At 65.4% G+C, this 25,802-nt stretch carries 26 protein-coding genes and 2 pseudogenes; 15 read left to right on the top strand and 13 right to left on the bottom strand.

Translation table 11 applies throughout. From position 1 onward, the window contains the following. Window positions 1-35: 35 nt before the first annotated feature. Both GJV80_RS06690 and GJV80_RS06685 read right to left on the bottom strand, forming a co-directional pair. The gene (locus tag GJV80_RS06690; protein ID WP_154687226.1) at window positions 36-1,460 is read right to left on the bottom strand and encodes a DUF4232 domain-containing protein; all 1,425 of its coding nucleotides are present in this window, start codon (window positions 1,458-1,460) and stop codon (window positions 36-38) included. A gap of 44 nt (window positions 1,461-1,504) precedes the next feature. Next, window positions 1,505-1,960, bottom strand: coding sequence for a MarR family winged helix-turn-helix transcriptional regulator (locus GJV80_RS06685; protein WP_230208196.1), 456 nt, complete (start codon window positions 1,958-1,960; stop codon window positions 1,505-1,507). A gap of 72 nt (window positions 1,961-2,032) precedes the next feature. On the opposite strand from GJV80_RS06685, the gene GJV80_RS06680 reads away from it, so the two are divergent. Next, complete coding sequence (locus tag GJV80_RS06680) at window positions 2,033-2,668, top strand: maleylpyruvate isomerase family mycothiol-dependent enzyme (protein ID WP_154687225.1); 636 nt, start codon at window positions 2,033-2,035, stop codon at window positions 2,666-2,668. A gap of 190 nt (window positions 2,669-2,858) precedes the next feature. Here the strand turns inward: GJV80_RS06680 and dgoD are convergent, their stop codons facing one another. Beyond that, the gene (gene dgoD / locus GJV80_RS06675; RefSeq protein WP_195909206.1) at window positions 2,859-4,328 is read right to left on the bottom strand and encodes a galactonate dehydratase; all 1,470 of its coding nucleotides are present in this window, start codon (window positions 4,326-4,328) and stop codon (window positions 2,859-2,861) included. Between dgoD and GJV80_RS24970 the strand changes: the two are divergent. The 3 genes and pseudogenes from GJV80_RS24970 to GJV80_RS06665 form a co-directional block, all read left to right on the top strand. Next, a pseudogene (locus GJV80_RS24970) lies at window positions 4,315-4,416 on the top strand (maleylpyruvate isomerase N-terminal domain-containing protein); the annotation flags it as partial. The gene dgoD and the pseudogene GJV80_RS24970 overlap by 14 nt on opposite strands. 77 nt (window positions 4,417-4,493) lie before the next feature. Then, a complete protein-coding gene (locus GJV80_RS06670) occupies window positions 4,494-4,994 on the top strand; it encodes a hypothetical protein (protein ID WP_230208195.1) in 501 nt (166 codons plus the stop codon). Window positions 4,995-5,062: 68 nt separating this feature from the next. After that, window positions 5,063-5,659 (top strand): histidine phosphatase family protein, encoded by a 597-nt coding sequence (locus tag GJV80_RS06665; protein ID WP_195909204.1) that lies wholly within the window; start codon window positions 5,063-5,065, stop codon window positions 5,657-5,659. A 129-nt stretch (window positions 5,660-5,788) separates the two neighbouring features. Here the strand turns inward: GJV80_RS06665 and GJV80_RS06660 are convergent, their stop codons facing one another. Further along, complete coding sequence (locus tag GJV80_RS06660; protein ID WP_195909203.1) at window positions 5,789-6,538, bottom strand: hypothetical protein; 750 nt, start codon at window positions 6,536-6,538, stop codon at window positions 5,789-5,791. On the opposite strand from GJV80_RS06660, the gene GJV80_RS06655 reads away from it, so the two are divergent. Both GJV80_RS06655 and GJV80_RS06650 read left to right on the top strand, forming a co-directional pair. Next, a complete protein-coding gene (locus tag GJV80_RS06655) occupies window positions 6,515-7,192 on the top strand; it encodes a phosphotransferase (RefSeq protein ID WP_154687221.1) in 678 nt (225 codons plus the stop codon). The genes GJV80_RS06660 and GJV80_RS06655 overlap by 24 nt on opposite strands. A 44-nt stretch (window positions 7,193-7,236) precedes the next feature. Next, window positions 7,237-7,422 carry a hypothetical protein gene (locus GJV80_RS06650; RefSeq protein WP_154687220.1) on the top strand — a complete coding sequence of 62 codons (186 nt, stop codon included), beginning with the start codon at window positions 7,237-7,239 and terminating at the stop codon, window positions 7,420-7,422. A gap of 175 nt (window positions 7,423-7,597) precedes the next feature. On the opposite strand, the gene GJV80_RS06645 is transcribed toward GJV80_RS06650, so the two are convergent. Further along, window positions 7,598-8,203, bottom strand: a complete 606-nt coding sequence (locus GJV80_RS06645; protein WP_230208372.1) for a dihydrofolate reductase family protein — start codon at window positions 8,201-8,203, stop codon at window positions 7,598-7,600. A gap of 574 nt (window positions 8,204-8,777) precedes the next feature. Here GJV80_RS06645 and GJV80_RS06640 point away from each other — a divergent pair. Both GJV80_RS06640 and GJV80_RS06635 read left to right on the top strand, forming a co-directional pair. Beyond that, window positions 8,778-9,704: a phosphotransferase family protein gene (locus GJV80_RS06640; RefSeq protein ID WP_154687218.1), complete on the top strand. Its 927-nt coding sequence runs from the start codon at window positions 8,778-8,780 to the stop codon at window positions 9,702-9,704. A gap of 145 nt (window positions 9,705-9,849) precedes the next feature. After that, the gene (locus GJV80_RS06635; protein ID WP_154687217.1) at window positions 9,850-10,647 is read left to right on the top strand and encodes an aminoglycoside phosphotransferase family protein; all 798 of its coding nucleotides are present in this window, start codon (window positions 9,850-9,852) and stop codon (window positions 10,645-10,647) included. A 146-nt stretch (window positions 10,648-10,793) separates the two neighbouring features. Here the strand turns inward: GJV80_RS06635 and GJV80_RS06630 are convergent, their stop codons facing one another. After that, window positions 10,794-11,636 (bottom strand): MerR family transcriptional regulator, encoded by an 843-nt coding sequence (locus tag GJV80_RS06630; protein ID WP_154687216.1) that lies wholly within the window; start codon window positions 11,634-11,636, stop codon window positions 10,794-10,796. A gap of 247 nt (window positions 11,637-11,883) precedes the next feature. Here GJV80_RS06630 and GJV80_RS06625 point away from each other — a divergent pair, with 247 nt between their 5' ends. Further along, the gene (locus tag GJV80_RS06625) at window positions 11,884-12,657 is read left to right on the top strand and encodes a bifunctional 2-polyprenyl-6-hydroxyphenol methylase/3-demethylubiquinol 3-O-methyltransferase UbiG (protein ID WP_154687215.1); all 774 of its coding nucleotides are present in this window, start codon (window positions 11,884-11,886) and stop codon (window positions 12,655-12,657) included. 296 nt (window positions 12,658-12,953) lie between these two features. Here GJV80_RS06625 and GJV80_RS06620 read toward each other — a convergent pair whose 3' ends face one another. Together GJV80_RS06620 and GJV80_RS06615 are read right to left on the bottom strand one after the other, a co-directional pair. After that, window positions 12,954-13,178: a CsbD family protein gene (locus GJV80_RS06620; protein ID WP_154687214.1), complete on the bottom strand. Its 225-nt coding sequence runs from the start codon at window positions 13,176-13,178 to the stop codon at window positions 12,954-12,956. A 349-nt stretch (window positions 13,179-13,527) separates the two neighbouring features. Then, window positions 13,528-14,292 carry an SDR family oxidoreductase gene (locus tag GJV80_RS06615; protein ID WP_230208194.1) on the bottom strand — a complete coding sequence of 255 codons (765 nt, stop codon included), beginning with the start codon at window positions 14,290-14,292 and terminating at the stop codon, window positions 13,528-13,530. Between the two features lie 74 nt (window positions 14,293-14,366). Between GJV80_RS06615 and GJV80_RS06610 the strand changes: the two genes are divergently transcribed. The 3 genes from GJV80_RS06610 (at window position 14,367) to GJV80_RS06600 (ending at window position 16,798) form a co-directional block, all read left to right on the top strand. Next, complete coding sequence (locus GJV80_RS06610) at window positions 14,367-14,963, top strand: TetR/AcrR family transcriptional regulator (RefSeq protein WP_154690088.1); 597 nt, start codon at window positions 14,367-14,369, stop codon at window positions 14,961-14,963. 295 nt (window positions 14,964-15,258) lie between these two features. Further along, window positions 15,259-15,891 (top strand): sulfotransferase family protein, encoded by a 633-nt coding sequence (locus GJV80_RS06605; protein ID WP_370518822.1) that lies wholly within the window; start codon window positions 15,259-15,261, stop codon window positions 15,889-15,891. A 388-nt stretch (window positions 15,892-16,279) separates the two neighbouring features. After that, window positions 16,280-16,798 carry a DUF3224 domain-containing protein gene (locus GJV80_RS06600; RefSeq protein WP_154687212.1) on the top strand — a complete coding sequence of 173 codons (519 nt, stop codon included), beginning with the start codon at window positions 16,280-16,282 and terminating at the stop codon, window positions 16,796-16,798. Between the two features lie 340 nt (window positions 16,799-17,138). On the opposite strand, the pseudogene GJV80_RS06595 reads toward GJV80_RS06600, so the two are convergent. From GJV80_RS06595 to GJV80_RS06585, 4 genes and pseudogenes are all read right to left on the bottom strand, one after another. Continuing rightward, window positions 17,139-17,597 (bottom strand): annotated as a pseudogene (locus GJV80_RS06595) (hemolysin III family protein); the annotation flags it as partial. Between the two features lie 12 nt (window positions 17,598-17,609). Then, window positions 17,610-17,870 carry a hypothetical protein gene (locus GJV80_RS24965; protein WP_370518821.1) on the bottom strand — a complete coding sequence of 87 codons (261 nt, stop codon included), beginning with the start codon at window positions 17,868-17,870 and terminating at the stop codon, window positions 17,610-17,612. Between the two features lie 376 nt (window positions 17,871-18,246). Then, window positions 18,247-18,852, bottom strand: a complete 606-nt coding sequence (locus tag GJV80_RS06590) for a DUF1684 domain-containing protein (RefSeq protein WP_154687211.1) — start codon at window positions 18,850-18,852, stop codon at window positions 18,247-18,249. 81 nt (window positions 18,853-18,933) lie between these two features. Beyond that, on the bottom strand, window positions 18,934-20,454 hold the full coding sequence (locus GJV80_RS06585; RefSeq protein ID WP_230208193.1) for a DEAD/DEAH box helicase: 1,521 nt from the start codon (window positions 20,452-20,454) through the stop codon (window positions 18,934-18,936). Between the two features lie 438 nt (window positions 20,455-20,892). On the opposite strand from GJV80_RS06585, the gene nhaB reads away from it, so the two are divergent. After that, the gene (nhaB, locus tag GJV80_RS06580) at window positions 20,893-22,395 is read left to right on the top strand and encodes a sodium/proton antiporter NhaB (protein WP_154687210.1); all 1,503 of its coding nucleotides are present in this window, start codon (window positions 20,893-20,895) and stop codon (window positions 22,393-22,395) included. Between the two features lie 1,042 nt (window positions 22,396-23,437). On the opposite strand, the gene GJV80_RS06575 is transcribed toward nhaB, so the two are convergent. After that, on the bottom strand, window positions 23,438-23,941 hold the full coding sequence (locus GJV80_RS06575; protein WP_195909201.1) for a MarR family winged helix-turn-helix transcriptional regulator: 504 nt from the start codon (window positions 23,939-23,941) through the stop codon (window positions 23,438-23,440). A gap of 74 nt (window positions 23,942-24,015) precedes the next feature. On the opposite strand from GJV80_RS06575, the gene GJV80_RS06570 reads away from it, so the two are divergent. Together GJV80_RS06570 and GJV80_RS06565 are read left to right on the top strand one after the other, a co-directional pair. Next, window positions 24,016-24,738: a DUF998 domain-containing protein gene (locus tag GJV80_RS06570; RefSeq protein WP_154687208.1), complete on the top strand. Its 723-nt coding sequence runs from the start codon at window positions 24,016-24,018 to the stop codon at window positions 24,736-24,738. A gap of 75 nt (window positions 24,739-24,813) precedes the next feature. Further along, window positions 24,814-25,650 (top strand): phosphotransferase, encoded by an 837-nt coding sequence (locus tag GJV80_RS06565; protein WP_195909200.1) that lies wholly within the window; start codon window positions 24,814-24,816, stop codon window positions 25,648-25,650. Window positions 25,651-25,802 lie beyond the last annotated feature (152 nt).

The raw sequence follows: 25,802 nt of genomic DNA, 5'->3' as shown, positions 1-25,802 counted from the left end.
CATGCCGAGCGTTGTCACACAGAGCGAGCAGCGCGTCAGCGCTTTGACCAGCCGTCGACCGCCTGGGCCCATGGGCCGAGCTTCACCTCGGCGTCATCGAGCACGTCCAGCGTGGTCGGTGCACCGTCGAACCGCGGTATGAGCCGTATCGGAACCGCACCGGGTACGGCGGTGATCTGCACCGAGGTGGTCGAGTCCACGCCGCTGGACGACGCGCCCCACTCCAGCGTCGCGATCAGCCGTTCCCCGACCGGCACGACCACCCGTGAGCCGATCACGCCGGGACTCGACGGCGCAGTCGACACGCCGACCTGCTGTGTCCCGTCGGCTTGGAGAAACTGAATGCCTGGCGCGCCGCTGACCGCACACGGCCGCTGGGAGACATTGCGGGCGAGGACCGCCATGAACCGGCGCCCCGCCGCGGCGTCCGGACTGCTCAGGGTCACCTTCAGATCCTTGCCGGCACAGTCCGGCGCAGCCGTGTCCGCCGGCCACGGCTCAACGCCGGGCGGTAGGGCGGCCGGATGGGGTTTCGGCGCCGGCGGAGTCACCGCGCCGACCCAGCCACCCCGGACAGCCGCGTACCCCGGTCCGGTCAGCGTGTACGCCATCGGATCGCCGCCCGGCGGGTGACGCTTCTCGAGCCAGCGAATGACCGCCTCGGGCGACCGGTCGGCGCGCGTCGTGTGAACTTCGAGCCTGCCGTCGACGGAGAGCACCACCGTGCCGACGCTGTTCAGTTCGGCGACATCAACCACAAGACGTACCTTGTCCGGCGCGACGGTCTCGGTGGTCTCATAGCGCACCGATCCGTCGGCGGTGGCCAGCGACGTCGGGTATCCGCGCGAGGCGGCGAAGCCGGCAAGAGCCAGCAGCCCGTCGGTGTCGGTAGCCTCGGCTGCCCCGGCGGACACCCGGGATGCTCCATGCTGCAACAGCTCGAATCCGCGGGACACTTGGACAGCGGGATCGTCACTCAAGGTGACATCCAACGGATAGACCGGGATCTTCCTGCCTCGCGGTTCTCCCGCGACGATGTCGATGAAGTGATGGATGTCGACGCCATGAACCTGCCGTCCATGAATGACGCCCTCGGCCCGTGTCGCGGCTGCACCCGCCCGGTCAGGCGTCAGGTCGGATGAGAGTCGGACGGTCCAGCCGGCCCGGGCTGCATCGCCGTCCTTGGGATCGGTTCGGGTGATCTCGTAGCTGACTCCGGCGTCAACGACATCTGGCGACTTCTTGATCTCCTCGACGGCAGAACACAGTTCGCCCGGGGCATCGCAGGCGTCCCAGGGCCGCCAGACGATCAGTACGGCGCCAACGACGGTCAGCGCCGCCACCAACCAGAACAGCAAGCGTCGGGGCACCAGGACATGTTGCCAGACCGACTCAACAGTCGTGCCCAACAACGCGTTGCAGTCGACAACGTGATCACGGCGAGGTTCGATCTTGATCACCGCGTGACACGGATAGCCGAATCATCGACCGTGCCCGTGATCAATTACTGATGCTCGGCGTACGGGTCGGTGATCTCGCGGAGCTGGGTGAGGATGCCGCGCAGCTGTGCGTAGCGTCGTGCGCCCAGATGTTCGGCCCACTCCGCTTCGACCCGGGCGACGGCCTCGGTGGCGACGGCAACAGTCTGCGCGCCACGCGCGGCGAGGCGGATGAGCTTGGCGCGCGCATCTCGAGGGTCGGGGACTCGTTCCACGTAGCCGGCTCGTTCCAGCTGGTCGACCAGGAATCCGGCGGTCTGCTTGGTCACCTGGGCCGCCTCGGCCAGTTCTGTGAGCCGCGTTCCCTCTGGGCCGATGCGTTGGGCCACTCTGGCCTGCGCGACGGTGAAGTCGTGATAACCGGCCTCGGCTAGCGCGGCGAAGACGCGGTTCTCCAGGGCTCGGTAGGAGACGAACAGCAGCAATCCGGTATTGAGCCGGTCCAGTGCGCGTCCTGCCACAACATCTCCCTTGACGGTAGTAAGGCTCACTGATTAAATCGTCAGAGTATCTTACCAAGAAGGATGGGCGGAGTGGACGCAGAGCGGAGCTGGCAGGTGATCGAGCACCAGCGGCGCAGCCTTGCCGATCTGCTGGATGCCCTTATTGACGAACAATGGGACACCCCTTCGTTGTGCACGGGTTGGCGGGTGCGTGACGTTGCGGCGCACGTGGCTCTGGCTCCGCAGCCGCCATCGATCGCCGGGATGCTCATCGAGGGCGCGCGCGCCCGGGGCCGGTTCCACATCCTGAACCACGACACGGCAGTTCGACACGCCGACCGCCTCGACGGCAACCTGGTTGCGGAGTTGCGTGAGCACGCTGCATCCCGGCGGCTGCCGCCAGTGACGAATTACCGCAACATCCTGTTCGACGTATTGGTCCACACTCAGGACATCGCCGTGCCGCTGGGGCTGGACCGCACGATGCCGGTCGACGCCGCCCGGGCCGGTGCGCAGCGGGTCTGGACCATGAGTTGGCCGTTCTGGGCGCGACGACGTCTCCGCTCGTTTCGGTTCGTGGCTACCGACACCGACTGGAGTGCCGGGAACGGCGTCGAAATCGAGGGACCGGTCAGCGCGCTGCTGCTCCTGTTCACCGGTCGCACTGCGCTGCTGCCTCTGCTCAGCGGGCCCGGCGTCACCCAGCTTCGGGAGATCACCGTCTGACCACCTGCCCCGCCGTCTGAACTTCGGTCGTGGAACAGCGTTGATGATCAACGAGGTCCGCAGCGATATCGTCGTGCGGTGAGCTGATCATGGCGTCGAGGCGGGCGAACCAGGCAACCACCGCTCCCGGCTATCACGTTCGGGAGCGCGCACCCGGAGCGGTCGCTCCGAGCACCGCGGGCAATCGCGTCTACCAGTCCGCCACCGAGCCGTCGTTCTGGTGGTAGGTCTCTCCGCCGAGCTCGGCGTGGTACCCGTACGACTCGCCGGTGAACTCCTTCGTGGCCTCTGCCTCGTCGACCTCGACGCCCAGGCCGGGGGTCTCCCACAATTGGATGTGTCCGTCGATCACCTCCCAGTCCTTCTTCAGCAGGCCGTTGCCGAGCCCGGCGTCGACCTGCTCCTGGATCAGGAAGTTGGGGACGACGGCGTCAACGAGCATGCACGCGGCCAGCGCGAGCGGGCCGATCGCGCAGTGCGGCATGATGTGCTGGTAGTACACCTCTGCGTAGTTGGCGATCTTCTTCAATTCGCTCGGTCCGCCGCAGTGCGCCACATCGGGTTGAAGCAGCGCCGCGCATTGCTTCTCGATGACCTGCCGGAACTCCCACCGGCTCAGGAGCCTTTCGCCGGTGGCGATCGGGAACGGGACGTGATCGGCGACCAGCTTCAACGCGTCGGTGTTTTCCTGTGGCACGGGCTCCTCGACGAACATCGGCCGCATGCCCTTGATCTCGTTGCACACTTCGATCGCCAGCGCCGGCGTCATCTTGGCGTGGAAGTCGAAGCACAGCTCCACATCCGGGCCGACCCACTCCCGCATCTTGTAGGCCGCCTCGACGAACTGGTCGATCCTCGACGGCGGCTCGTGGGCGCGCCAGGGGCCGGCTGGACCGGCCTTGTACGCCGTGTAGCCCTTCTTCTGCAGCATGTCGAGTCGCTGGCGCGAGGCTTCAAGTCCCGCTTCGGACAGGTCGCGGATTCCCCAGTGTGCGTACACCCTGATCCTGTCCCGCACGGCACCGCCCATCAGGTTGTAGCTGGGCACCCCGTAGTGCTTGCCTGCGATGTCCCACAACGCTGCATCGACTGCTGCCAATGCGCTCATGTTGTGTGCGCCGCCCCTGAAGAAGGCCGATCTGTAGATCTGCTGCCAATGATGCTCGATCCGAAGTGGGTCCTTGCCGATCAGGTACTGCGCATATTCGTCGATGACCGCCGGGGCCGACTTGGGCTTGCCCTCCAGCGTGCTCTCCGCCCAGCCGTCGATTCCCGCGTCGGTGCCGATGCGGATCAGCCGGGTGCGGTGTTTCGGAGCGAACTGCTCGACGTGCGTGATCTTCATTCTGCGGCGGCCTTCTTCTCTCGTGGAAGATGGGAGTGCCTCGAAAGTCAACCTCCGAAGCGCGCCCATCCTACTTACCGCTCTGCGTGGGTGACCGGCTCCCCAGGATGTGCGCGCGGAGATCCTGGCCCGCCCAATCACGCCTCTGGCCAACATCTGCTGGTAACCGTCGGCATAATTCTTAACAACGTCAGGAGAGACCATGATTTCGGGGACCGCACGGGACGTCAGCTCGATCACCCCGATCCGGCGGCGCATCGACGCCGCCGAGGTTGCCACCGCGGCGTACGACCAGCTACTGGTGCTGCTGCGCACGCTCGCTCCCGCGGACTGGTCGGCGCCGACCGAATGCCCCGGGTGGGACGTCGCCGCCGTCGTCGGACACCTCATCGGCGCCGGCCGCTCCAATGCCTCCCTGCGGGAGTTCGCGCGCCAGCAGCTCTACGGAATCCGCCACCGCGCGCAGCCGGCGGCAATGCGTTGGACGCCTACAACGCCCTGCAGGTACGTGAGCATGGCGGCGCGACCCCGGCTGAACAGATCACCGCGCTGCAAACGATCGCGCCGAAGGCGGTTGCGGGCCGGATGCGTTGGTCGCCGTTCCTCCGTATGGTCAACGCACCCGTCGACCAGAGCGGGTCGACCGCGCCCGGCATGCCGACACGGGAGAACGGTGGCCACCTTTACGACGTCGTCTACACCCGCGACGTGTGGCTGCACACCGTCGACATCGCCCGCGCGACCCGGCGGCGGCCAGATCTCAGCCGTCCGTGCAACGCGCGTCTCCTCGAGGACGTCGCCGCCGAATGGGCCCGACGTCACGCCAGCCCCTTCGAGCTCGATCTGACGGGGCCGGCCGGTGGCAGGTACCGGCAGGGTGACGGCGGCCAACACCTCACTCTCGACGCCGTGGAGTTCGCCCGAATCCTCTCCGGGCGGCAAGAAGGAACTGGCCTGCTGGCTACCCGAGTGCTCTTCTGAAGCGCGTCGCTTTGCGGCCGGCCGATACCCGATTGCTCGGCACGCAACGGACGCGGTTGGATGCGCCGGTGACGTTTGATGTCGTGCATCTGGCCAGGCACGGGCAGACCCTGTGGAATCAGGAGGGTCGCAAGCAAGGTCAACTCGATTCGCCCCTGACCGCGGATGGCCATCGGCATGCAGTTGGCCTGGCGCGCCTTGCATACGCCCTGGGCGTCGATCTGGTCGCGACCAGCCCGATCGGAAGGGCATTGGCCACGGCGCGGATATCGGCCGAGTCTCTTGGTTTGGAGGTCGAGGTTGTCCAGGAGTTGGCGGAGGTTCACCACGGCGAGATGGCTGGGCTGACCACCGCGGAGGCGAACCGTCGATTCCCGGGCGCGCTGGATCAACGGGCGATGGACAACTACCTCTGGCGGTTCCCAGGTGGCGAAAGCTACGCCGACGCCGATGATCGAGCCGCCGTTGCCCTCGATCGGATCGCGCTCACAGGAGCACGCCGACCGCTGATCGTCTCCCACGAGATGATCGGTCGAATGCTGCTGCGGAACCTGTTGGGCAGCCGACCCGCTGATGTCCTTACCACCCGACAGCCGCACCATCTGGTGTACCGGGTCGAGCCGTCCTCAGGTCTGGTTGTGCAACTCATCGCGCAGCCCGTGTGACGCGGGAAGGACTGGCTACCGGATCACCGCAAATTCCGACGCTCTACCGGGAACAGACGTGCCCCGGCCAGCCATGCGTTTCGCCGAAGGCAGCTGCAACCGCAAGGGATCCGCCTTTGGTGGCAGCGCTCACTGGGACGGTTGCCGTTTCCAGCGGGCACCAGTAAGGATCACCCCGGCCGCATTGGGCAACACTGCCCAGAGCAGGACCATGATCGCGAACCGCGGCAGGTACTCGCCGGTCAGGGTTCCTGACCACCAGCGGTTCGCCGACGGCAGTGGTGTCAGCCAGTCGCGGGCGGGTGGGAGAAGCACTCCGAGCAATAGCCACAGACCGATCGGAAGTATGACAGTGAGCGCGCTGGCGATGACTGGTCGTGCAAGCAGCAGACCCAAACCGGTTCCGACGAGGTGTGCCACCGCCTGGGCGATCAGTGATCCACCGACTATCGCAGGAGCGTTGTGAAGTCGGGCGCCGCAGGCGAAACCGATGATCAAACATGCGACGGCGACGACCAATCCCAGACCGAGGGCTGTTGCGAACGTGCGTGCGTACATTCGGCTGAACCCGCTGGGCTCATGCTGAGCGTGGCGAACCGCTTGCACAGCGGCGATGAAGGGCACACCGATGGACAGGACGCTCATCGCGACAGAGGCGGTGGCGGACAGGGTGCGCGAGGCCGGGACGAGTGCCAGCGTCGTAGCGATTGCCAGCCCGACGCTGACAGCGAGTGAGACACTGGCGATCATCATGACGGCCCCGCGGTTGATCATCGCTATCGCCTCGATCCGATCCGTCGGTGGCCCAGTGTCGCTGTTCAGCATCATGCCGAACCGCGGGTAGCGTCGTCCGTGATGGGTGTCGTGGATCAGATCCATGCGGCCGCGGCGAGGCTGGTTGCGCCGGGGAGCCACGTGGATCGGGTACGTCCGTTCCGCACGTTGCCGCGTCCTTTTCCGGCCGAGCTGCTGCTGGCGACTCCCGCAGGGCCGATGACCTGCGTCGTCAAGTCCCTGCCCGAGGCCGACAGCCCCTTGGGCGTGGAGGCGGCGGTCCTTGATGCGCTGGGTCGGGTCGGCTGTCGGGCCCCAACGGTCCTGGCCGGGCCGAAGACAGTACCGACTGATTCCGGCAGGTTCGATGTCCTGGTCATGACCCGGTTGTCGGGTGAACCTCTGCCGTGGATCCGCGTCAGCGACGTAGCAGTCGGTGATCGAAGCTGTCGGTTGCTGTTCGACGCGGTCGATGGTCTACACGCACTCACCGAACAACTCGTCCGCGATGAGGTTGCGGATCGAATCCCACGGCAGACGCTGGACCAGGAACTGGCAGAGGTCCTCGCGCGGACAACCCCCTGGGCCGGTACGCGGCTGTTCCAGGACGCTGTGCAGGTCCTCGAACAACAGCTGCCCAGACGTCAGCTACCGCTCGTCTTCTCCAACGGTGACTATAACCCGCTGAATGTGTTGGCCGATGACCGGGGGCGATCGGTTGGGTCGACTTCGAGCACGCCTGCTTCGAAGATCCCCTGATCGGCTTTCCCAAGTTTCTCTTCTGGGCCGATGACAGCGGATGGATGCTGGGCAGCCAGACGGGACTCGTCGAGCGCTACCTGTACCGGCACCGCATAAGCCCCGCAACATTCGCCGTCCGGGTCGTCCTGCGCGGACTGACCCACCTCATCGACAGCGACCCAGAAGAACCGCCGACAATCATGATCAATACGATCGACCACGCCGTTACCACGCTGCGATCACGATGACCGGCGCTCGGTTCACCATTCCATCTGACCCATGTCGCGCGGGCCGTTCCTGCCGGGTTCAAGATCATCTGCCGGCATTCGTGTCGTACGCGGACCTGCAGATGGGACGACATCCGGAGCCTCGGTGAGGGAGAGGGCGATGTTCGGAACCAGGTTGTGATGATCAACATCTGCTCTACAGAGCTGATGTTTCGGCTGGATCCGGTATGACCTCGTAGCGCAGATGGACGGCATTTTCACCCTGCGTCGTCTCGACACACCTCAGATTGAATTGATCAGTGCTGAACAGTCGTATCCTGCGGCCGAGCTCGACGGGCGTGACGTGCAGGACCACTTCGTCGACGAGGCCGGCCGCGAGTGCCTGCTGGGCGAGGCTGACACCTCCTGCGAGCAGGACATCCTTGCCGTTCGCCACGGCGCGCGCCCGCGCGACCGCACGGTCGATACCGTCGATGACGAATGTGTAGCTCGTCCCGCCGTCCTTCTCGATCCGGTCTCCGCCTCGGTGGGTGAGGACGAACACCGGCGCGTGGAACGGCGGATTGTCGCCCCAGTTCGGATAGCCGCAGTCGAACATTCTCCGGCCGATGATCTGTGCGCCGAACTGCGCGAAGTTCTCCGCCCACACCTTTGAGTCGACCGAGTCGTCGCCACCTTCCAAACCCTGCTCGTGGCGCCAGCTATGCAGCGGGTAGACCCAGCCGAGGACCACATTGAACATGGTCATGCCATCGGCGTCTGCCTCGTTCGGGCCCGCAACGCCATCCAGTGACACCGACATGCTCAGCACGACTTGGTCATCTCCGACTCCGTTCCCATGCCCGGGCGGCTCATCCGCTCGTCTTCACCAATAGATCGGAGCCGTTGTCCCTGGCTCGGCATGCGTGCGCGAAATTGGATCAGTCTTCGGATCGTGACTGCGGTCGCATCTTCTGGTGCGGCCTGGCCTTCTTGGACGCGGCCTCGGTCAGGATCCATGCCTGGCCTCCGGGCGTGTATCGGTACCTCAGCGGCGCGGTCAACGTGGCCCGTTCTCGGCCACCATCCACCGAGAGTGCGGCGATATGCGGCTCGGCTAGGAGTCAACCGAGGTATCCCTCGCGACACGGTCCGAGGGGTCAGTCCGTTGGGGTGGCGGGAATCTGTAACAATGCAGGGCATGATGCTGATCATTTGACCGGCCCGAGTTCGACGGCTCGGGCGACGACAGCGCTTGGCGCAGACGGTAAGTCTGCTGCCGGCACGTGGACCTCCTGGAGTCAACGTGCACAGTCCGTTGTCGTCAAATGCAGCATCCACCCGTTTCGAAACGGAGTGATCGTAGGTGCTGCGCATCTTCCAGGAGTCAGAGAAGCATGTCATCCGATTCATCGATCCCACCGGTCCCGCATGGCTACGCACTCGAACCGGATCTGCATCGCATGCTGCGCGGAGACCCACCGGCTGACGCGTTGGCATGGGTATGTGAACAGGTCGGCGCCTCCCACGTCGCAGGCGTGAGGGCGTTGCCCGGCGGTACCTCCTCGGCCGTCCATCGCGTCCTGCTCCGCAGTCGCGACGGCTCGACGCAGCCGGTGATCCTCCGCCGGTACGTTATGGATTGGGTTGCCGACGAGCCGTGGACCCCCGGGAACGAGGCCGAGGTGTTGCGGTTGCTGACCGGCACTCCGATTGCAGCGCCACGGCTGCTGGCCGCTGACCCGGAGGGCAGTGCCACCGGTACGCCGACGATCGTTATGTCAGAGCTGCCCGGTCGGGTCGAGTGGCGACCGAACGATCTGGACGGCTGGTTGCGCCGGCTTGCCGAGGCGTTACCGGAGGTGCACGCGGTCCCGGTAGCCGGTGCTGGGTTGCGTCGGTTCGCGCCGTATCCACCGGAGCGGCCCTTGCCGCCTGGATGGAGCAAGTACCCGGCGGCGTGGGAGCGGGCGATCGAGCTGTTCGAGGGGGTCCAGCCGGAAGTGCCGCAGGTGTTCATCCATCGCGATTTTCACCCCGGAAACGTGTTGTGGTCGCAGGGACGGATCAGCGGGATCGTCGACTGGACGAGCTCGTGCGTCGGTGGGGCCGCAGCCGATGTCGCCCATTGCCGGGCCAACCTGGTCGGCCATTTCGGCCAGCAGGTGGCCGATCGGTTCCTGACCATGTGGATGACGGTCTCTGGGACATCCGAGTACCACCCGTACTGGGATCTGAGCGACGTCCTCTCCTGGAACGGCGACGACGACAGACCGGATCCGACGCTGGACGAATTCGTCGCCGCAGCGGCAGCGCGGCTGTGAGGTCGATGCCGATGATCATGCCCGAGACATTGTGCGCGGGCGCGAACGAGCGCGCGGGAATGATCCTGTGACCAGGTGGACCACCACCGTGACGCCTGCGGCGGTGGACAGACTGGTCTCGATTGTCCGCCAGCGGATACCGGAGATGAACGAGGCACCACCGATGCTGATCGGTGAGGGCATCAGCACCCTGACATACGGGCTGACCTCACCCGACGGTGAGTGGGTGCTCCGGGTGTCGCGACGCTATCCCGAACCGTGGACATGGCGCGGCGGTCGCCGGCATGAGGTGGCGTTGCTGGCCGAACTGCAAGGTCGTGGCGTCCCGGTTCCGCACGGCGCAATGGTGATTGACGAGGCGAACGGGCTGCCGGCGGCAATCCTCGAGCGCCGGGTCTTCGGGAAACCGCTGAGCCCCCAAATGGTCCAGCGCAATCCACAACTGGTGAAACAGATCGCGGCGGTTCTCGACCGCCTACACGCGTTTGATGTTGACGACGCCATCGCCCGTGGTGTGCCGCAGGATGATCCGACTGCGGAGTTTCGGCAGGCATTGGCCGCGGCGGATCTGGACGCCGGCCTGAGGCGACGGGCCGAAGCCGCGGTCGCGATACTGGAGAGTCGCCGAACAGTCCGCGTTCTGTGTCATCGAGACTTCCGCGTCGAGCACCTGATCGTTGACGACGACGGCGAGCTGGTCGGACTTCTTGATCTTGGAGAGATCGGGGTTGATGATCCGGCGGTTGACCTGGCCTTCCTGCACGGCGAGCTTGGCCCGTCCGTTGTGGCTGAGATCTGTCGGGCGATGGAGACCGCGGACCCTGGTATGAGTGCCGCGGCTCAGACGTTCTACAGCCTCTGGCCATTGCTCGAGTTGGCGCCCGGCGGCGAATCCTGGGGCGACCCAGCAACCGCCGGCAATCGCCTGGAGGCGATGATCTGATGCTCGGTGGAGTCGTCCGGGGAGCCCGTCGGGCATCCGATAGGGGATGATCGGGGCCCCGATGCCGCACAGCTTGCGGGCGAATCGAGGGCGGCTGATTGCTGCTTTCAGCAGCTGTAATCACAAGCTCTGTGGGGTGAAGATCCCTAGTGCGGCAAGCGGAGCCTGCGGACCGGCTGCTGCAACTCGGTGTCCCAGTCCTGCGGTGGCACGTCGGGCGGCGATAGATAGACCTCGCGGCAGACACCGGAGAGCTCATAGCCCTCGGCCCGGGTCCAGTCCATCAGCGTGTGCCAGCTCTGGTCGATGGTGTCCGGAGCACCGTGGTGGTTGGTGACTGCGGCCGTCTCGATCTCCGGCAGCGTCGTCACCTGGTAGTTCGGGCCGGCGTCGACCCCGTCGCCCACGACGAACGCTCCGGTCACCGTGACAGTCGTCTCGTCGCCTGCCTGGTCTGCCTCGTAGATTGCAATGGCCGGACCGAAATCGCCGATGCCGGCGGAATCGAGGAGGTCGGCGAGTTTGCCGAACAGTGGTCCGATCACCGGGCCGATGTTGGCTCCGCCCCAGCCGGCAGCGTGATCGGTGAGATAGGCGACGCGTCGGGGAGGGATCGTCTTCAGCGTGGCGTCGATGTCGGGTTTCATGATGGCTCCTTCGGTTCCGCGGAGATACGCATCGAGCCGGTCGACGCGGCGGCTGTTGTCGGCGATCTGCTGGGTCAACTCGTCCCGGCACCGCCGCACCAGTTCCCGTTCCTGTTCCACGCCGACGTCCCCGTGGATGATCCTGGCGATCACATCGAGCTTCATCCCGAAGTCGCGGAGCTGGAGGATTCGGCTCAGCGTGGCCACTTGATCCAGTTCGTACGAGCGATAGCCCGATCCGGGATCCACGTGCGTCGGGGTAAGTAGGCCGATCTCGTCGTAGTAGCGGAGCAGCCGAACTGTCACCCGTCCGATCGATGCGAATTCCCCGATCTTCAACATTTGTCGCCTCCACGCTCGGCCCTGACGTTACGTGAGAGTCAAGCCCCCAGCCGGAGGATCCGCAATCGGCCGGTCACCGTGGAGCAGCAGCGGGTTGCGCCCTCGCGGATCGGGTCCGGTCGGTTGGCATGGCCGTTGGTCGTCCAGGTCTGAGTGTCGGCCGCCACCTCGTGTCCGACCGATCTGATTCCGTGTGACCTGGAAAAGAGTGTCGTGACGACGAGCCCAGGGCCTACGTTCGTTGGCTATGACGGCTAACCCATGGGTCAAGATCACCGCTCAGAATACGGAGTACTGGGAGACGCTGGCGCCGTACCGGCTCGGGGAGCCGATCGCCTTCTTCCGCCAGGGTGGTAGCACCCTCACCGACGAGGAACGGGCCGCGGTAGGCGACGTGGCCGGCCGCCGGGTGCTCCAGCTGGCCTGCTCGACCGGTGATGAGGCGATCACGTTCGCGCAGCTCGGTGCCGACGTCACCGCTGTCGACATCGCGCCCAGCCACCTGACGACCGCACAGGCGATGGCAACCGAAGTCGGCGTCCGGGTCGAGTTCCTCGAACAGGACATGATGTCCCTGGACGCGTCCTTGACTGGCTTCGACATCATCTACATTTCCTGGGGCGGCATCTGCTGGGTGCCTGACATCGACAGCTGGGCGCGATCCTTGGCACATCGGCTCACCCCCGGCGGGATGCTGATGATCAGCGAACACCACCCGGTATGGGAGGTGCTGACCAGCCGCGCCGACGGGACGCTGAGGGTTGGCGGTGACTACTTCACCGCCGCGCGGGATGGCTATCCCGATCCAGACAAGGCTCCCCAGGTGATCTGCGAGATCGGCATTCCGGCAACCACGCCGCGCAGCTATATCTGGAATCTCGGCCGTGTCGTGACTGCTGTATTGGGTGCGGGTCTGGCGCTGCGGTCGCTGCGCGAGTTCCCCGACGAGCAGAACTATCCGGGCCTCGGAACGAGCGCAATGCATCTCCCGGCGACCTACTTGCTGACAGCAGCCCGATGACCAACGGTTGTTCGTCAGGTCGTGGACGGGACGTCCAAGGGCAGGCGACCTCGCAATACCCCCCGGCACCCGGATCAAGACGAGTATCGTGCCCAAAGCCGATCGCCAAGAAGCGGTCAATGGACCCGCCAGCACGCCACGGCGACAAGATGTCTCACAGACAGTAACCGGTGTGATCCCAGGCGTCTCACCCCTGACCCGGGTACGTCTCAAGCACGCAACGCCCACCCGTATTCAATCTCGACGCGCCGAAGCTTGCCGGGCCAATCGTCGGCCGACTGGGTTGCGCGACAGGCCTACTGATCCTTTTCGTCGTCGTCGCCGGAGAGCCGGTCCTTCATCTTCGCAGCTGCATCCTTCAGGTCGTCGCCAGCTTGCTTCGCCCGTGCCGAAGCCTGATCGGTCTGGCCTTGGTTCTCCAGACGGTCATCGCCGGTAACCTTTCCCAAGCCCTCCTTGGCCTTGCCGCGGACCTCTTCACCCTTGTGCTCGCCCCTGCGAGCCGCAGTTTCATCAGACATCTCAGTCACCCTCCCCGCCCGGGCGGCCGCTTGCCAGGAGAGACAGCTGTCCGATGCCACCCGTGTGCGTAATCGTCGTACCCGTTCCACGACCCGGCGACGCATCCCAGTACCGGCTTCAGGTCCAGTTCGCGGTCCAGCAGGTCCTGGATAGGTTCGGACAGCAAACCTCGCGGCGTCATGAGCCCACGGGTCACCCGTCCTCTCGATCGCGGACGTCGAGACCGCCACCTGGCGCTTCACCGAGGGAGGTCTCGGCGGGAAGGACGCATTGGTGTTCTGAAGCCACAGGTCAGTTGAGGGAAACCTCCGCGCAGGCTGCGCCTGATGCTCCGGATCGCTAGCAGCATCAGAGCAGCGCACCACCCGTGGCGTCGATCCATTGCCCGGTGATCCAGCGGGCATCATCAGAGGCGAGGAAGGCCACGATGTCGGCGATGTCCTCGGGCTGAGCCACCCGGCCAAGTGGCGAGCGAGCGGCGATCGCATCGCGCCCCTCAGACGTGGCGAGCCTGGCTGCATTCATATCCGTGGCCGTCGCGCCGGGGCCGACGGCGTTCACGGTGATTCCGCGCGGGCCGAGGTGCTTCGCCAGCGCGCCAGTGAAGGCGTCGAGTGCGGCCTTCGACATCGAGTAGGCCAGCAGGTCGGGGTTGCGGGAACCGTGAGTGAACGAAGTCGACACGTTGACGATCCGACCGCCGTCGCGGAGCCGGGCGAGGCCGTGCTGGACGATGAAGAACGGGGCTCTGGCGTTCAGTGCGAACACGCCGTCGAAGCCCTCCACGCTGACGTCCTCGAAGGCTTCGCGCGTCCCGAGGGTGCCTGCGTTGTTCACCACGATGTCGACCCGGTCGGCGTGCTGCTCGTACGCCGACCACAGCCCGTCGGCGCCGCGCGGTCCACCGAGGTCCGCATGCAGCGCGAACGCGGAACCGCCCCGCGCCCCGATCGCCTCAACCACGTCGCGCGCGGCGGCGGCACTGGACCCGTAGTGCACCGCCACCCGCGCGCCGTCGGCCGCCAGGCGCAACGCGATCGCGCGGCCGATCCCGCGCCCTGCCCCCGTGACCAGCGCAGTCTTCCCATCGAGTCTTGACATCTCGCCCTTCATTATGTAGCGACTGCTAGGTATGTCGACGTTAGCAGATTGTGTAGCGAACGATCTAATATGGGCGCGTGGTTGACATGACGACCCTCGGGACGACACGGGGACGGCCCCGCGGCTTCGACCGTGACGTCGCCCTGGACCGGGCGATCCGGCTGTTCTGGCGCAAGGGGTACGAGGCGACCAGCGTGCGCGACCTCGGCGAGGAACTTGGGATCGGTCAGCCCAGCCTCTACAACGCGTTCGGCGGCAAGCGCGCCCTCTTCGACGAGGCCCTGGACGTCTACGAACACACCTACGGCGAGTTCATCAGCACCGCGCTGACCGAAGAACCCACTGCCGCACTCGCGATGCGCCGCATCCTCGCCGAGGCGGCGGCGAGGTACACACGGCGCGGGCTGCCGCGCGGCTGCCTGGTCACCAGCGGCGACGCAGGCACCGACGACCCGGAGGTGCGCGCCGCGACATCACGCATCCGAAAAGAGAAGATGGACCGTCTCAGGCGCAGGATCGAAGCCGACATCACGAAGGGACTCCTCCCGGACGACACCGACGCGACAGGCCTGGCCGGTTACGTGATGTCGGTGCTCAGCGGACTCGTTCAGCGCGCCCGTGACGGCGCTCCCCGACGAGAACTCGACAGTGCCGCAAGCATCGCCGCCCGCGCGCTTCCCTGACGCGCATATCGTTGTGGTCGGAAGGGTCACCCGCATGATGCCCGCGATCTCAGCACACATCGCAGCGTCCACTGGCCAGCGGGCATGCTCGTCTCATCTTCGCCGCCGGCATGGCGATCGGAGGTCCGATGGCCGACCAGTTCGTCCGCACAGCCCTAACAGCAGCACCGCTGACCATCATCGGCCGCTGGGCGGTGACGCAAGTCGTCGTCCCGATGGACGACGGCTATTGGTGATCGTCCTCGCCCTCGACGGCACTCACGGCGGGCCGAGCACCGTCCCGGCGGCCTAAAGTGTGACGGTGACCCTCCGACTGATTGGGGCTGGCCTGCCGCGAACCGGGACTAGCTCCCTGCGTGAGGCCTTGCGGTACTTGCTCGGGGCCCCGACCTATCACATGAGCGAGGCCTTCGCCCATCCTGAGCACGTCCCAACGTGGGTGGCCGCGATCAAGGGTGATCCTCCGGAGTGGGAGGACTTCCTGGCCGGCTACGCCGCTGGGGTCGACACCCCGTTCTCATGTTGCTGGCGCGACCTCGCCGCCGCCTACCCGGATGCTCCGGTGTTGCTGTCACACCGCGGCCGGGCGGAGGTCTGGCACCGCAGCATGGATGCGACCGTCCTGGTCCGCACCCGTGAGATGTTGGCGATGGATGAGGCCGCTGAGCCGATGGTGCCGCTGTTCCGGGTGATGTTCACCGATGTGTTCAACGATCCTGACGATCCGGGTGAGGTGATGGCAGGGTACGAACGACGGCTGGCGGAGGTACGCGCCGAGATCGAGCCTGAGCGCCTGATCGAGTGGCAGCCTGGTGATGGCTGGAAGCCCATCTGCACTGCTCTTGGCGTTCCGGTGCCGGACCGGCCATTTCCGCATGAGAACAGTACGGCCGACTTTCTGGCCCGCCGTGCGAGTCGGGGTCGGTGAGGTCCTGGCCCGAGTGGATGATCTGTACCTCCGTGACCGTGGGGGCTGGTTGAGCAGGTTTGATCGAGCGTAGCCCTGCCGGACTGTCTCCGTCCTTCCGCCGAGGAGCAGGACTTGACGGGTCAGCGGAGGCGCCGAGCCTTCGGCGAGCCTGCAGCGGAACTATGTCGATCACGGGATGATCGGAACTCTGCGGCACTGGTGCCATCCCGTCGCCGGCAACCCTCGGATGCTGCAGATGTCACAGCAACGGGTTACCACGCGTCTACAGAAAGACGTTTGCCCATGTCCCGTTGTCGGGACGAGTCCGTCCTGATTGTCGCCACCGTGTGTACAACGCCGACCCGGTGAGTGGTCGACCGCAACGGATCTTCGGACGAGGGGACCCATGACATTTACGTGGAGCAATCTCATCGAACGCGCCACCTCCGTGGTTGACGGGCGCTACACGACGACGGATTGGAGCACGGTCGATGTGCTCAGCTTCGACCGGCACATCATCGCCGACGCCGACGCCAGCGGCATCACCCTCGTTCGGGACACACTCACCGAACGCTTCACCGGTGGCATCGACGGCGACGGTCGTGCCGAACATATCCGCCATTTGCGCCCGGACGGCAGCAACACCTTCGTCGGCATTGAGCGCGTAACCGCCGTAATCGACGGCCGCCTGGGCTCGTTCTCTCTGACTTGTCACGGAACCACCGCCACTGACGGCGTCGTGCACGGCTTCTGGCGGGTTATTCCCGGGTCCGGCGCGAACGGACTGGCCACGCTGCACGGCGTGGGCGAATTCATCGCGCGTCAACAACCAGACGGGCACTTTCAGGCGAAGGACTGCTTCACTCATTGGTACGGACAAGACGATGATGCCGCGAATTGCTCCGTTGAGTTCACCATCGATTGAGGCGACCGTATCGATGGATTGCTCTCAACTGATGCTCGGCTAGCTTCCGATCGGAAGGGGACCGGCAGCCATCGACGTCGCGACGCTGTTGTTCTCGGTGTACGGCGACAACGCCGCGTCCGAACCGGTCCCAGCCCGGCTGACCGCGTATGCGGTGCACCGTGATGGCGTCGCTGTCTCCTCCGTGTGTCTGGCAAGTGCCCTGTTCGACTGGCGCGTTTCGCGACCGGCGGCTGGGACCCAGGGGCTGTGACGGCCTACCTGCTGAGAGCGGCGCGCCCGTTCGAGCGCCTGGCCCGAGTCGTCCGAACGGTGCCTCAGCGGCGTGCGGTCCATGAGCTCAGTTGGCGGCGTAGGTGGCCAGCGAGATCGCGACGTAGTGGCAGACGAAGCCGACGACCGTCCCGGCATGGAAGATCTCGTGGAAACCGAACCAGCGAGGGGAGGGATCCGGTCGCTTGGCCGCGTACACGACCGCACCGATGGTGTACGCCACACCACCGGCGAGGATCAGCACCAGCACCGCGGCCCCGCCGGTACGCGCCAGGGGGCCGAGCCAGCCGACCGCCGCCTAGCCGACCACAACGTAGAGCACGGTGTACAGCACCCGAGGGGCACCGAGCCACAACAGTCGGAACAGCACACCAACCACAGCAGCGCCCCAGACTATGGCCAGCAGCACGATCCGGTTCGCGCCATCAAGCAGCAGCAGGGCGATCGGTGTGTAGGTCGCAGCGATGAACAGATAGATGTTCGCGTGATCCATCCGGCGCAGGACTGCTTCCGCTCGCTCACCCCAGGAGAACCGGTGCTACAGCCCACTGGTGCCGAACAGCATCAGTGACGCCGCCAGGAACGCGGCTCCGCCCAGCCGCCCCGGAGCGGTCGGAGCCCGCAAGATCAGCACTATCCCGGCCGCGAGCGCGAACGGGGTGATGCCCGCGTGAAGCCATCCCCGGAATCTGGGTTTGACCTGACCGACGACGGCGTGGGCCACGGTCTCGGCGTCGCTCAGCACATCCTCGACGCCGGTGCCCTGCGCTGGAACAGTGTCCATATGTCCTCCCGTCACGCCTGAAAACGCTATGTTACCCGCGAGTAGCAACCACTGTGCCGGCCTGCGCCGACGACGGCTTCCTCGTCGGTGAGTTCGGTTGGTGCTGGCTGAAAGTTCCGGATCCTGTGTAGCAGCCACTCTTCGTGCACCGGGATGATTCGACCGTTGAATTGGTAGATGTGATCGCGTCGCCAGACATGCCGACTCGGCGGAAGCCGAGACAGGCCCGTCTCTTCGTAGGCTTCTCAAGAAGTAGCTTCACCACAAGCCTTGGCACGGCGGTGACGATATCCACGCCTGCGGACGACCGGCGGCGTGCCGCCCCTCCTCGGTGACCGGCCGGCGGACCTGCGGCCTGATCCGGGGGCTTCGTCGGTCATCGGCAACGACGTCAACGAGGGTCGGCGGTGAGCACCTCACCCGCGGGTACGCCGGCGGCGACCTGGTTTCCCGGCGGGGCGAGCGGGCATACCCATGTTGGGTCATACCGGCAGGACGGGTGGTAGGCGAAGTTGAGGTCAATCACAAGCACTTCGGCGGTTCCACCGAGGTCTGCTCCCTTGGCGGTGTCCAGAAGGTAGCGACCGCCGCCGTACGTTTGCGTGCCGGAGGTTCCATCCCTCAGCGGCACGAACAAGCCGCCGCCGTACTGTGCGAGCCACCATACGTCCAGCGACCCGATTCCGGGGACCTCGACGCGTCCCACGCGATCCAGCGTCGTCGTTCCATCGGCTCCGGTGCCGAGCCCGAGGCGCTGGGGCTCGGCAGGCAGCACGGGCAGCTCGAAACGCAGCGCCGGGTCGTACGGCAGGTACGGCAGACCGGTGCCGCGCAGCGGGTGGTCTGCCGGCAGCGGCGACTGCGGATGGTGCCGGAACAGCTCGTCACGGCCCGCGCGCCACACTGCGTGGCCCTGGGCCGGGTCGGCCTCGGCCCGGGCGCGGGAATACAACTCGGCGACACGCCGTCTCCAGTCAGCCAGTTCGAGTAGGTTCACCGGACGATCATGACTTGTCGCGGCCGCGCCGGATAAGCGTTGCCTCACGGGTTCCCCATCCAGACACGCGTCGTGAGCGGGTCAGCGGTGTTTCGCGCTGAAGGCGGCGGCGCTATGCGATCTCGATGAGGAGGTCGGCGACGGTGCTGGACCCTGTCGCCGGGACGAACCAGCCGGTCTGCTGGCCTTCCGTCCTTCGGTGCGTGTCGTGCTACCCGTTCCGGACCCGCTCTTGTTGCTGCCGGAACCGCGGCGCCGACGCGGTCCGCGCCGGTTGCCATCGGCGCCACGGGTCCGACGTTCCGCGCCGGGTCGCTGACTTTGGGTCGGCGCGGTCCGGTTGTCTCGCGGCTCCTGGCTGTGCCCGGTGAGAGTCCGAATGCCTGGGGCGAGGTCGGTGAGTATTGCGTCGTCGGTGGACGTGATCTTGGTTGTCGTCGGTTTGATACCGGCGGCTCGGGTCAGCTGGTTGACCTGTTGCATCTGGTCTGGAGTGGCCAGCGTGACGACGGTGCCCGATTTGCCTGCGCGGGCGGTGCGGCCGGATCGGTGCAGGTAGGCCTTGTGCTCGACCGGTGGATCGGCATGGATGACCAGCGCGACGTCATCGACGTGGATGCCACGGGCAGCGATGTCGGTGGCCACCAACGTCATGGCCTGTCCGGAGTGGAACGCGTCCAGGTTGCGGATCCGAGCATTCTGGCTGAGATTGCCGTGAAGTTCCGCCGCAGGAACGCCGCCCCGATTGAGCTGCCGGGCGAGCGCCTTGGCTCCGTACTTCGTGCGGGTGAAGACCACCGTCCGCCCGGGCGCGCTGGTCAGGTTGATCAGCACCGGCAGCCGGTTCTCTCGTGCCAGATGCAAGACGTGGTGGGCCATCGTGTTCACGGGGGACTGCGCGGAGTCGGCCTGGTGGATCTGCGGGTTGGTGAGGAATCGCCGGACCAGGCGATCGACGGCCTGGTCGAGAGTCGCCGAGAACAGCATCCGCTGGCTGCTGGCCGGAGTCTGGGTGAGCAGCCGCTGGACGGCCGGAAGGAATCCGAGATCGGCCATGTGATCGGCTTCGTCGAGCACGGTGATCTCGATCGCAGTCAGGGAGCAGTGGCCCTGATCGATCAGGTCCTCCAGGCGGCCAGGGCAGGCCACGATGATGTCGGTGCCGCGACGGATCGCTGCTACCTGGCTGGTTTGACCGACGCCGCCGAACACGGTCTGCGAGGTGAGCTTGGCTGCTCGCGCTAGTGGCTGCAGCGCGGTGTCGATTTGTGCGACGAGTTCACGGGTCGGCGCCAGGATCAGGGCCCGAGGAGCACCGCGACGGGCACCAGGCTTACCAGCCAGACGAGCGACCAGGGGTAACAGGAAGGCCAGTGTCTTGCCCGAGCCAGTACGGCCTCGGCCGAGAACGTCCCTCCCTGCCAGGGCGTCGGGAAGTGCGGCCTCTTGGATGGCGGTAGCCGATTGGAATCCGAGGTCGGTGAGAACGGTGGCCAGGCGCGCGGGCACGCCCAACTGAGTGAACGAGGTCAAACTGAGACTCAATCTATGAGTGGCATCCCACTGAAACCCGCGCGCGGATGGCCCGGCCAGGCTACGCACGGAGCAGACAGGACCGCTACGACGCACGCACAACCCGCAGCAGGAACGTGACGAGTTGTGCCTCTGACAATAGCCGACCCGGGCCACCGACCCAGCATCGCGGGAGCGCCGCCGGCACAAGGCCTCAATCCCGGCAGCACACCGGACCGACGAGTGCGTGATATCGGTTACGACCAGCGAAGTCAGTCCAGCTCCAGACAGCCGGTCCGCCGACCTCCGCACTCAGATGGAGCAGGCGTCCGCCGATCACGACCGCGACATGCGCGCCCCACGCCGAACCATCAGGGCTGAACAAGGCAAGATCAAGATCCGCTGGGTCGTCGATCGCGGGATGCACTTGGAGATTCGCGTTCCAGGTTTGCGGACCCGTAAGCTGGCCGCGGAGCGCCGGGAAGTCTGGTCGGCCGGCACATTGTGCCGCGATCAGATTGGAGCGTCATGCTGGCAGCCCTGCCTTTGTCCCTTGCCCGCAACTTCCTCGGCGCGTCCCCGCGCTGGTACAAGATCACGATCATCCTGTTCCTGGTTGTGAATCCGATCGTGTGCTTGGCAATCGACCCGTTCGTCGGCGGATGGCTGATCCTTGCTGAGTTCATCTTCACTCTCGCAATGGCATTGGCCTGTTACCCGCTGCAGCCGGGTGGCTTGATCGCGATCCAGGCCGTCGCGATCGGTATGGCCTCACCCGAGGCGGTGTTTCAGGAAGCCCGGTCGAACTTGCCCGTCATCCTTCTGCTGATGTTCATGGTCGCCGGCATCTACTTCATGCGCGACCTGCTCCTGCTGCTGTTCACGAAGCTGCTGGTCTCGGTCCGCTCGAAGATCCTGCTGTCAGTTGCCTTCAGTGCCGCGGCGGCGCTGCTGTCGGCGTTCCTTGACGCGCTTACCGTCGCCGCGGTTGTGATTGCCGTCGCTGCAGGTCTGTACGCCGTCTATCACCGCTTCGCCTCCGGACAGGGCGTCGGTGAGGACCATGACCACGCCGACGACGATCTTGTACGCCAGCAGCATGTCGAGGAACTCGATGCCTTTCGGGCGTTCCTGCGGAGCCTGATGATGCACGCGATGATCGGCACCGCGCTCGGTGGCACCGCGACCCTCGTCGGTGAGCCGCAGAACCTCCTCATCGGCCATACCGTCGGATGGGACTTCGGACAGTTCTTTGTGCACATGGCTCCGGTGTCGATCCCGGTCATCGTCGTGGGTCTGCTGCTGTGCGCGCTCCTGGAGCGGCTGCGCTGGTTCGGCTACGGGGCGCGCCTGCCTGAATCAGTTCGCGGGGTGATGGAGCGTTGGGACGAAGACCAGAGCCGAGATCGCAACCCGCGCATCCGCGCCCGGTTGCTGATTCAGGCGCTGACCGCGGTCGGTCTGGTCATCGGACTGGGGTTGCACGTCGCCGAGGTCGGCCTGGTCGGGCTCGCGGTCATCGTCGTGGCGACCGCATTCACCGGAGTCACGGAGGAACACGCCATCGGCAAGGCGTTCCAGGAGGCGCTGCCGTTCACCGCACTGTTGGTCACGTTCCTGGCGATCGTGGCTGTCATCCATGAGCAGCACCTGTTCACACCGATCATCGACGAAGTGCTTGCCCATGAAGGACGCGGGCAACTGTCGCTCATCTTCCTGGCATCCGGCGCGTTGTCCGCGATCAGCGACAACGTCTTCGTCGCCACCGTTTACATCAGTGAGATCGCCGACGCATTCCAGGCCGGCAACATCAGCCGTGATCAGTTCGAGCTGCTCGCCGTGGCCGTCAACACCGGAACCAACATTCCCAGCATCGCCACCCCGAACGGACAGGCCGCGTTCTTGTTCCTGTTGACCTCTGCGCTCGCGCCTTTGATTCGGCTCGGCTACGTCCGGATGCTCTGGATGGCGCTCCCGTATGCCGGCGTCCTCTCCGTCGTCGCATTCCTCGCCACCGTGTTCCTACTCTGACGATCGCATTCCTCGCCACCCTGTTCCTGTTCTGACGATCGCTGATCATGATCTTTGCTGTCCGCATCGAAGCTGATTGACATACCCGGTTTGACGAAATGGTTTCGCCAGCAGTTGGTCGAGGTCGTGCCCCCAATGATTCGGTCGGCCGGATATCGCTCCCTGGGGACAGCCAAATCCCCATGGCAGTTCGCGTGGGCACGTCCGATGCGGTCACCGCCTATGAACGATCGCCGGTATTGCCTGCCCGGCGATGTCGGCTGCGATCCGTCGACGCGCAGTTGGTGAATCAGGCCCAAGAACCGACTTGCGGGCTCAGTGGTTCGATGGTGTTGGTATCGACAGCCAGCCCTGGATGCCGGACACCGTCACAGCGGTTACGAAGTCGGATGGACCGGGGGAGGGACGGTGGGCGTGAGACGGTTCGTTGTGATGAACCGATCTTTGTTGGAGCGTGAAGGAGAGGTAGGCCGATTGTCCTCAACCGTGCTCTACATGTCCATTGTCTTTGGACGACTACATCGCCGGTCCGGACGAGACTCCGGCAACCCGTTCGGAGACGGCGGCTGTCGGCTGCACGACTGGGTGCTGGGCTGGGCGGGCCGGGAGACAAGGTCAACGATCAGGTCCGCGCCGAGTCGGAAGCAACGGGAGCGGCCATTGCCGGGCGGGGGACCTCCGAACCAGCCGGAGGTCGGGCGCGGACCGCCACAACGGTGATCCGATCTTCATCCTGAGCCGCCATCCACAGCCCGACTGTTCGACGACATCGGTGTTCAGCAACGCGAACACGAACGGATCCGTGTGCTCGAAGCCGCCGGCGTCACCCACCTGCACTTCCGCATCCGACATTGACTGGCGACTGCTGACTGGCGGTGACAGGCCGCGCCGCATACGGGCATCTTGGGCAGACCTGTTGGTCGAGGATCGGCCCATGACCCGTGTATCAGTTCGCCTTCGGGCGACGGGCTTGATCTTCGTCGCCGCAAGATCAACGGTGCGTGCCGGATCACCGGAGGCAGCTTGCCCAGTTGGGCGGTGATCAATCGGAATCGCCGCGTCCTTGAACCGTGGCTGGCGCGGATTGCTCGATGAACTCACGAAACAGCGTGAGTCCTTCCTTCATCGCTCGCCGCTGGTCCGGTGTGGCGGCGGCCAGGGCTGATTCGAGGGGACCAACGGCCCCCTCCCGCGTAGTGAAGGTGCCGTTACGCTTGACGCGTTCGACAAGTGATATCTGGGTGTATCGGCGGTCCTCGGGGTGTGGCCTGCGTTGTATGACCCCCTTTGCGTGGAGCCGATCCACTATTCCCGACACCGTGCTGTGGCTGAGTTCGAGTTCGCGGCTGAGCTCGGTCAGGGTCATCGCATCCCGATTTCCCAGCAGCGAGACCACACTGACCTGAGCAGCGGTGAGACCACTGCGGGCGAGTTCGGCGCGACTCCTCTGCACCAGGTGCCTACGCAGGCCGCGAAACAAGCCAACGATTTCGCGTGCGTCGTCAATCGAAGACTGGTCCTGGCCAACTCTCGAGTCCGCGGTCATGACCCAAGAATATATCGCACACGACGTGTCGTGAGCATTGCGTCGTACACGACGTGTCATATATTGTACGTCGTATGCGACACGTATCTACCAGCTCCATAGCCCGGGCATCGTCCGAAAGAGGATCCGATCGGCAGATCCGCATTGGCGGCGCGATCTGGGCGCTGCTGGCTATCTACTTCATTGCCCAGGCGATTGCTCAGGCAGCGTTGACGACCCCGTACAGCCTGATCGACAACCGCGTCAGTGACCTGGGCAACACCGCGTGCGGACGCGGGTTCGGCGGCGCCGCTATCTGCTCGCCATTGCATACCGTGATGAACATCGGCTTGGTTGTCACCGGCATCCTCATACTGCTTGGACTGCTTCTCACACGCCGCGCGTGGCCAAAGCGAAGACTGACAACCTGGGGCGCGGTCTTCCTCGGCGTGACCGGCGTCGGCACCGTTCTCGTCGGGTTGAGCCCGGAAAACGTCAATGTGCCACTCCACCTGCTCGGAGCGTTGAACATCCCGTGCGGCAATGTGGGCCTGCTGCTGCTCGGGTTGGCCAACCGTCGCGTCAACCCCTGGCAAGGGAGACTCGCGTTGGTGTTGTCCGTCATCGGCGTCCTAGGGATGCTGAGCGGACCCGTGCTGATCAGACTATTCGGCCAGGGCGGTGGGCTGAGCGAGCGGCTTGCGCTCTACCCGCCGATTGTCTGGATGATCATGATCGGAGTTGCCTTTGCCTGCTCCCGGCCGGCGAGTGGACGCGATTGCTCCGCCGCGGCTCTCGCGGCCGGCCAAGCGGTCTGACTCTCGAAGGGGCCCTAACCATGGCCACTCGGGGACGACATCAACAGTGCCGGGACCGATCACTGACGACGATGATTGGATTCGGACCGCAGAATCGAGGACTCGATGAGTGAAGAATCGGTCGACGGAAGGATTCGTCAGGGGACGCCCGCTCCGCTTGCGGGTGGTGTCATGTCGGCGGCGACCAAGGTTGGTCAAACGGTCCGACGATCTGCGTCACCCTCGTGGCCGGCGGTTCATGCATTGCTGACGCACCTTCGCCGGACTGGCTTCACCCAGGTTCCCGAACCGATGGGAGTCGACGAGAACGGCCGCGAGATTCTCTCCTTCATCGACGGTCGCGCCGGACACCCGCCGATCACTCCCGAGATCGCCTCCGACGACGCCCTCCGTGCCGCCGCCACCGCGATCCGCGACTTTCATGACGCGACGGTCGGTTTCAGCGCACATGGCTGGAGCACGAACGCTGCCGACCCGCTCGGGCCGGCGGAGGTGATCTGCCACAACGACCTGGCCCCCTTCAACCTGATCTACCGTGGACGATCGATCGCCGCCATCATCGACTGGGACGGCGCGGCACCCGGACGACGCGTCTGGGACCTGGCCTACGCCGCCTGGCGCCTGGTGCCGCTGCATCGGCCCGAGTACGCATCACCGCTGGGATGGCCGGACCTTGATCGGTCCGCACGGCTCGCCGCGTTCGCCGATGCTTACCGTATGTCGGCAGAGATTCGCCATGACTTGATCGACACCATCCGGGAACGACAGACACAGACGGTCTCTGCCATGGCCGAATTGGCGAAACAAGGCACAATCCGTGCTTTGCCGGAAAGCGACCCCCGAGCCGAGTCCGGCGACATCCGGTACTTCGATCTGCACGAAGCTGCTTGGAACAAAGCCGTAAACCCATGACCATCGATAGCGGCGTGGTGAGCGCCGTGATCATCAACGATGTGGTCGGGAGCGGCCTCCGAATGACGAATCGCAGGTCAGCTGTGCTGATCAGGACGAGAAGCGTCCGGAACGCGTGCCAGTGTTGCGGGCATGCCGCTCACCTTCGCCGG

This window comes from Microlunatus sp. Gsoil 973 (assembly GCF_009707365.1).
In the GTDB taxonomy this organism is placed as follows: domain Bacteria; phylum Actinomycetota; class Actinomycetes; order Propionibacteriales; family Propionibacteriaceae; genus Microlunatus.
This window is presented reverse-complemented; position numbering and strand designations above follow the sequence as displayed.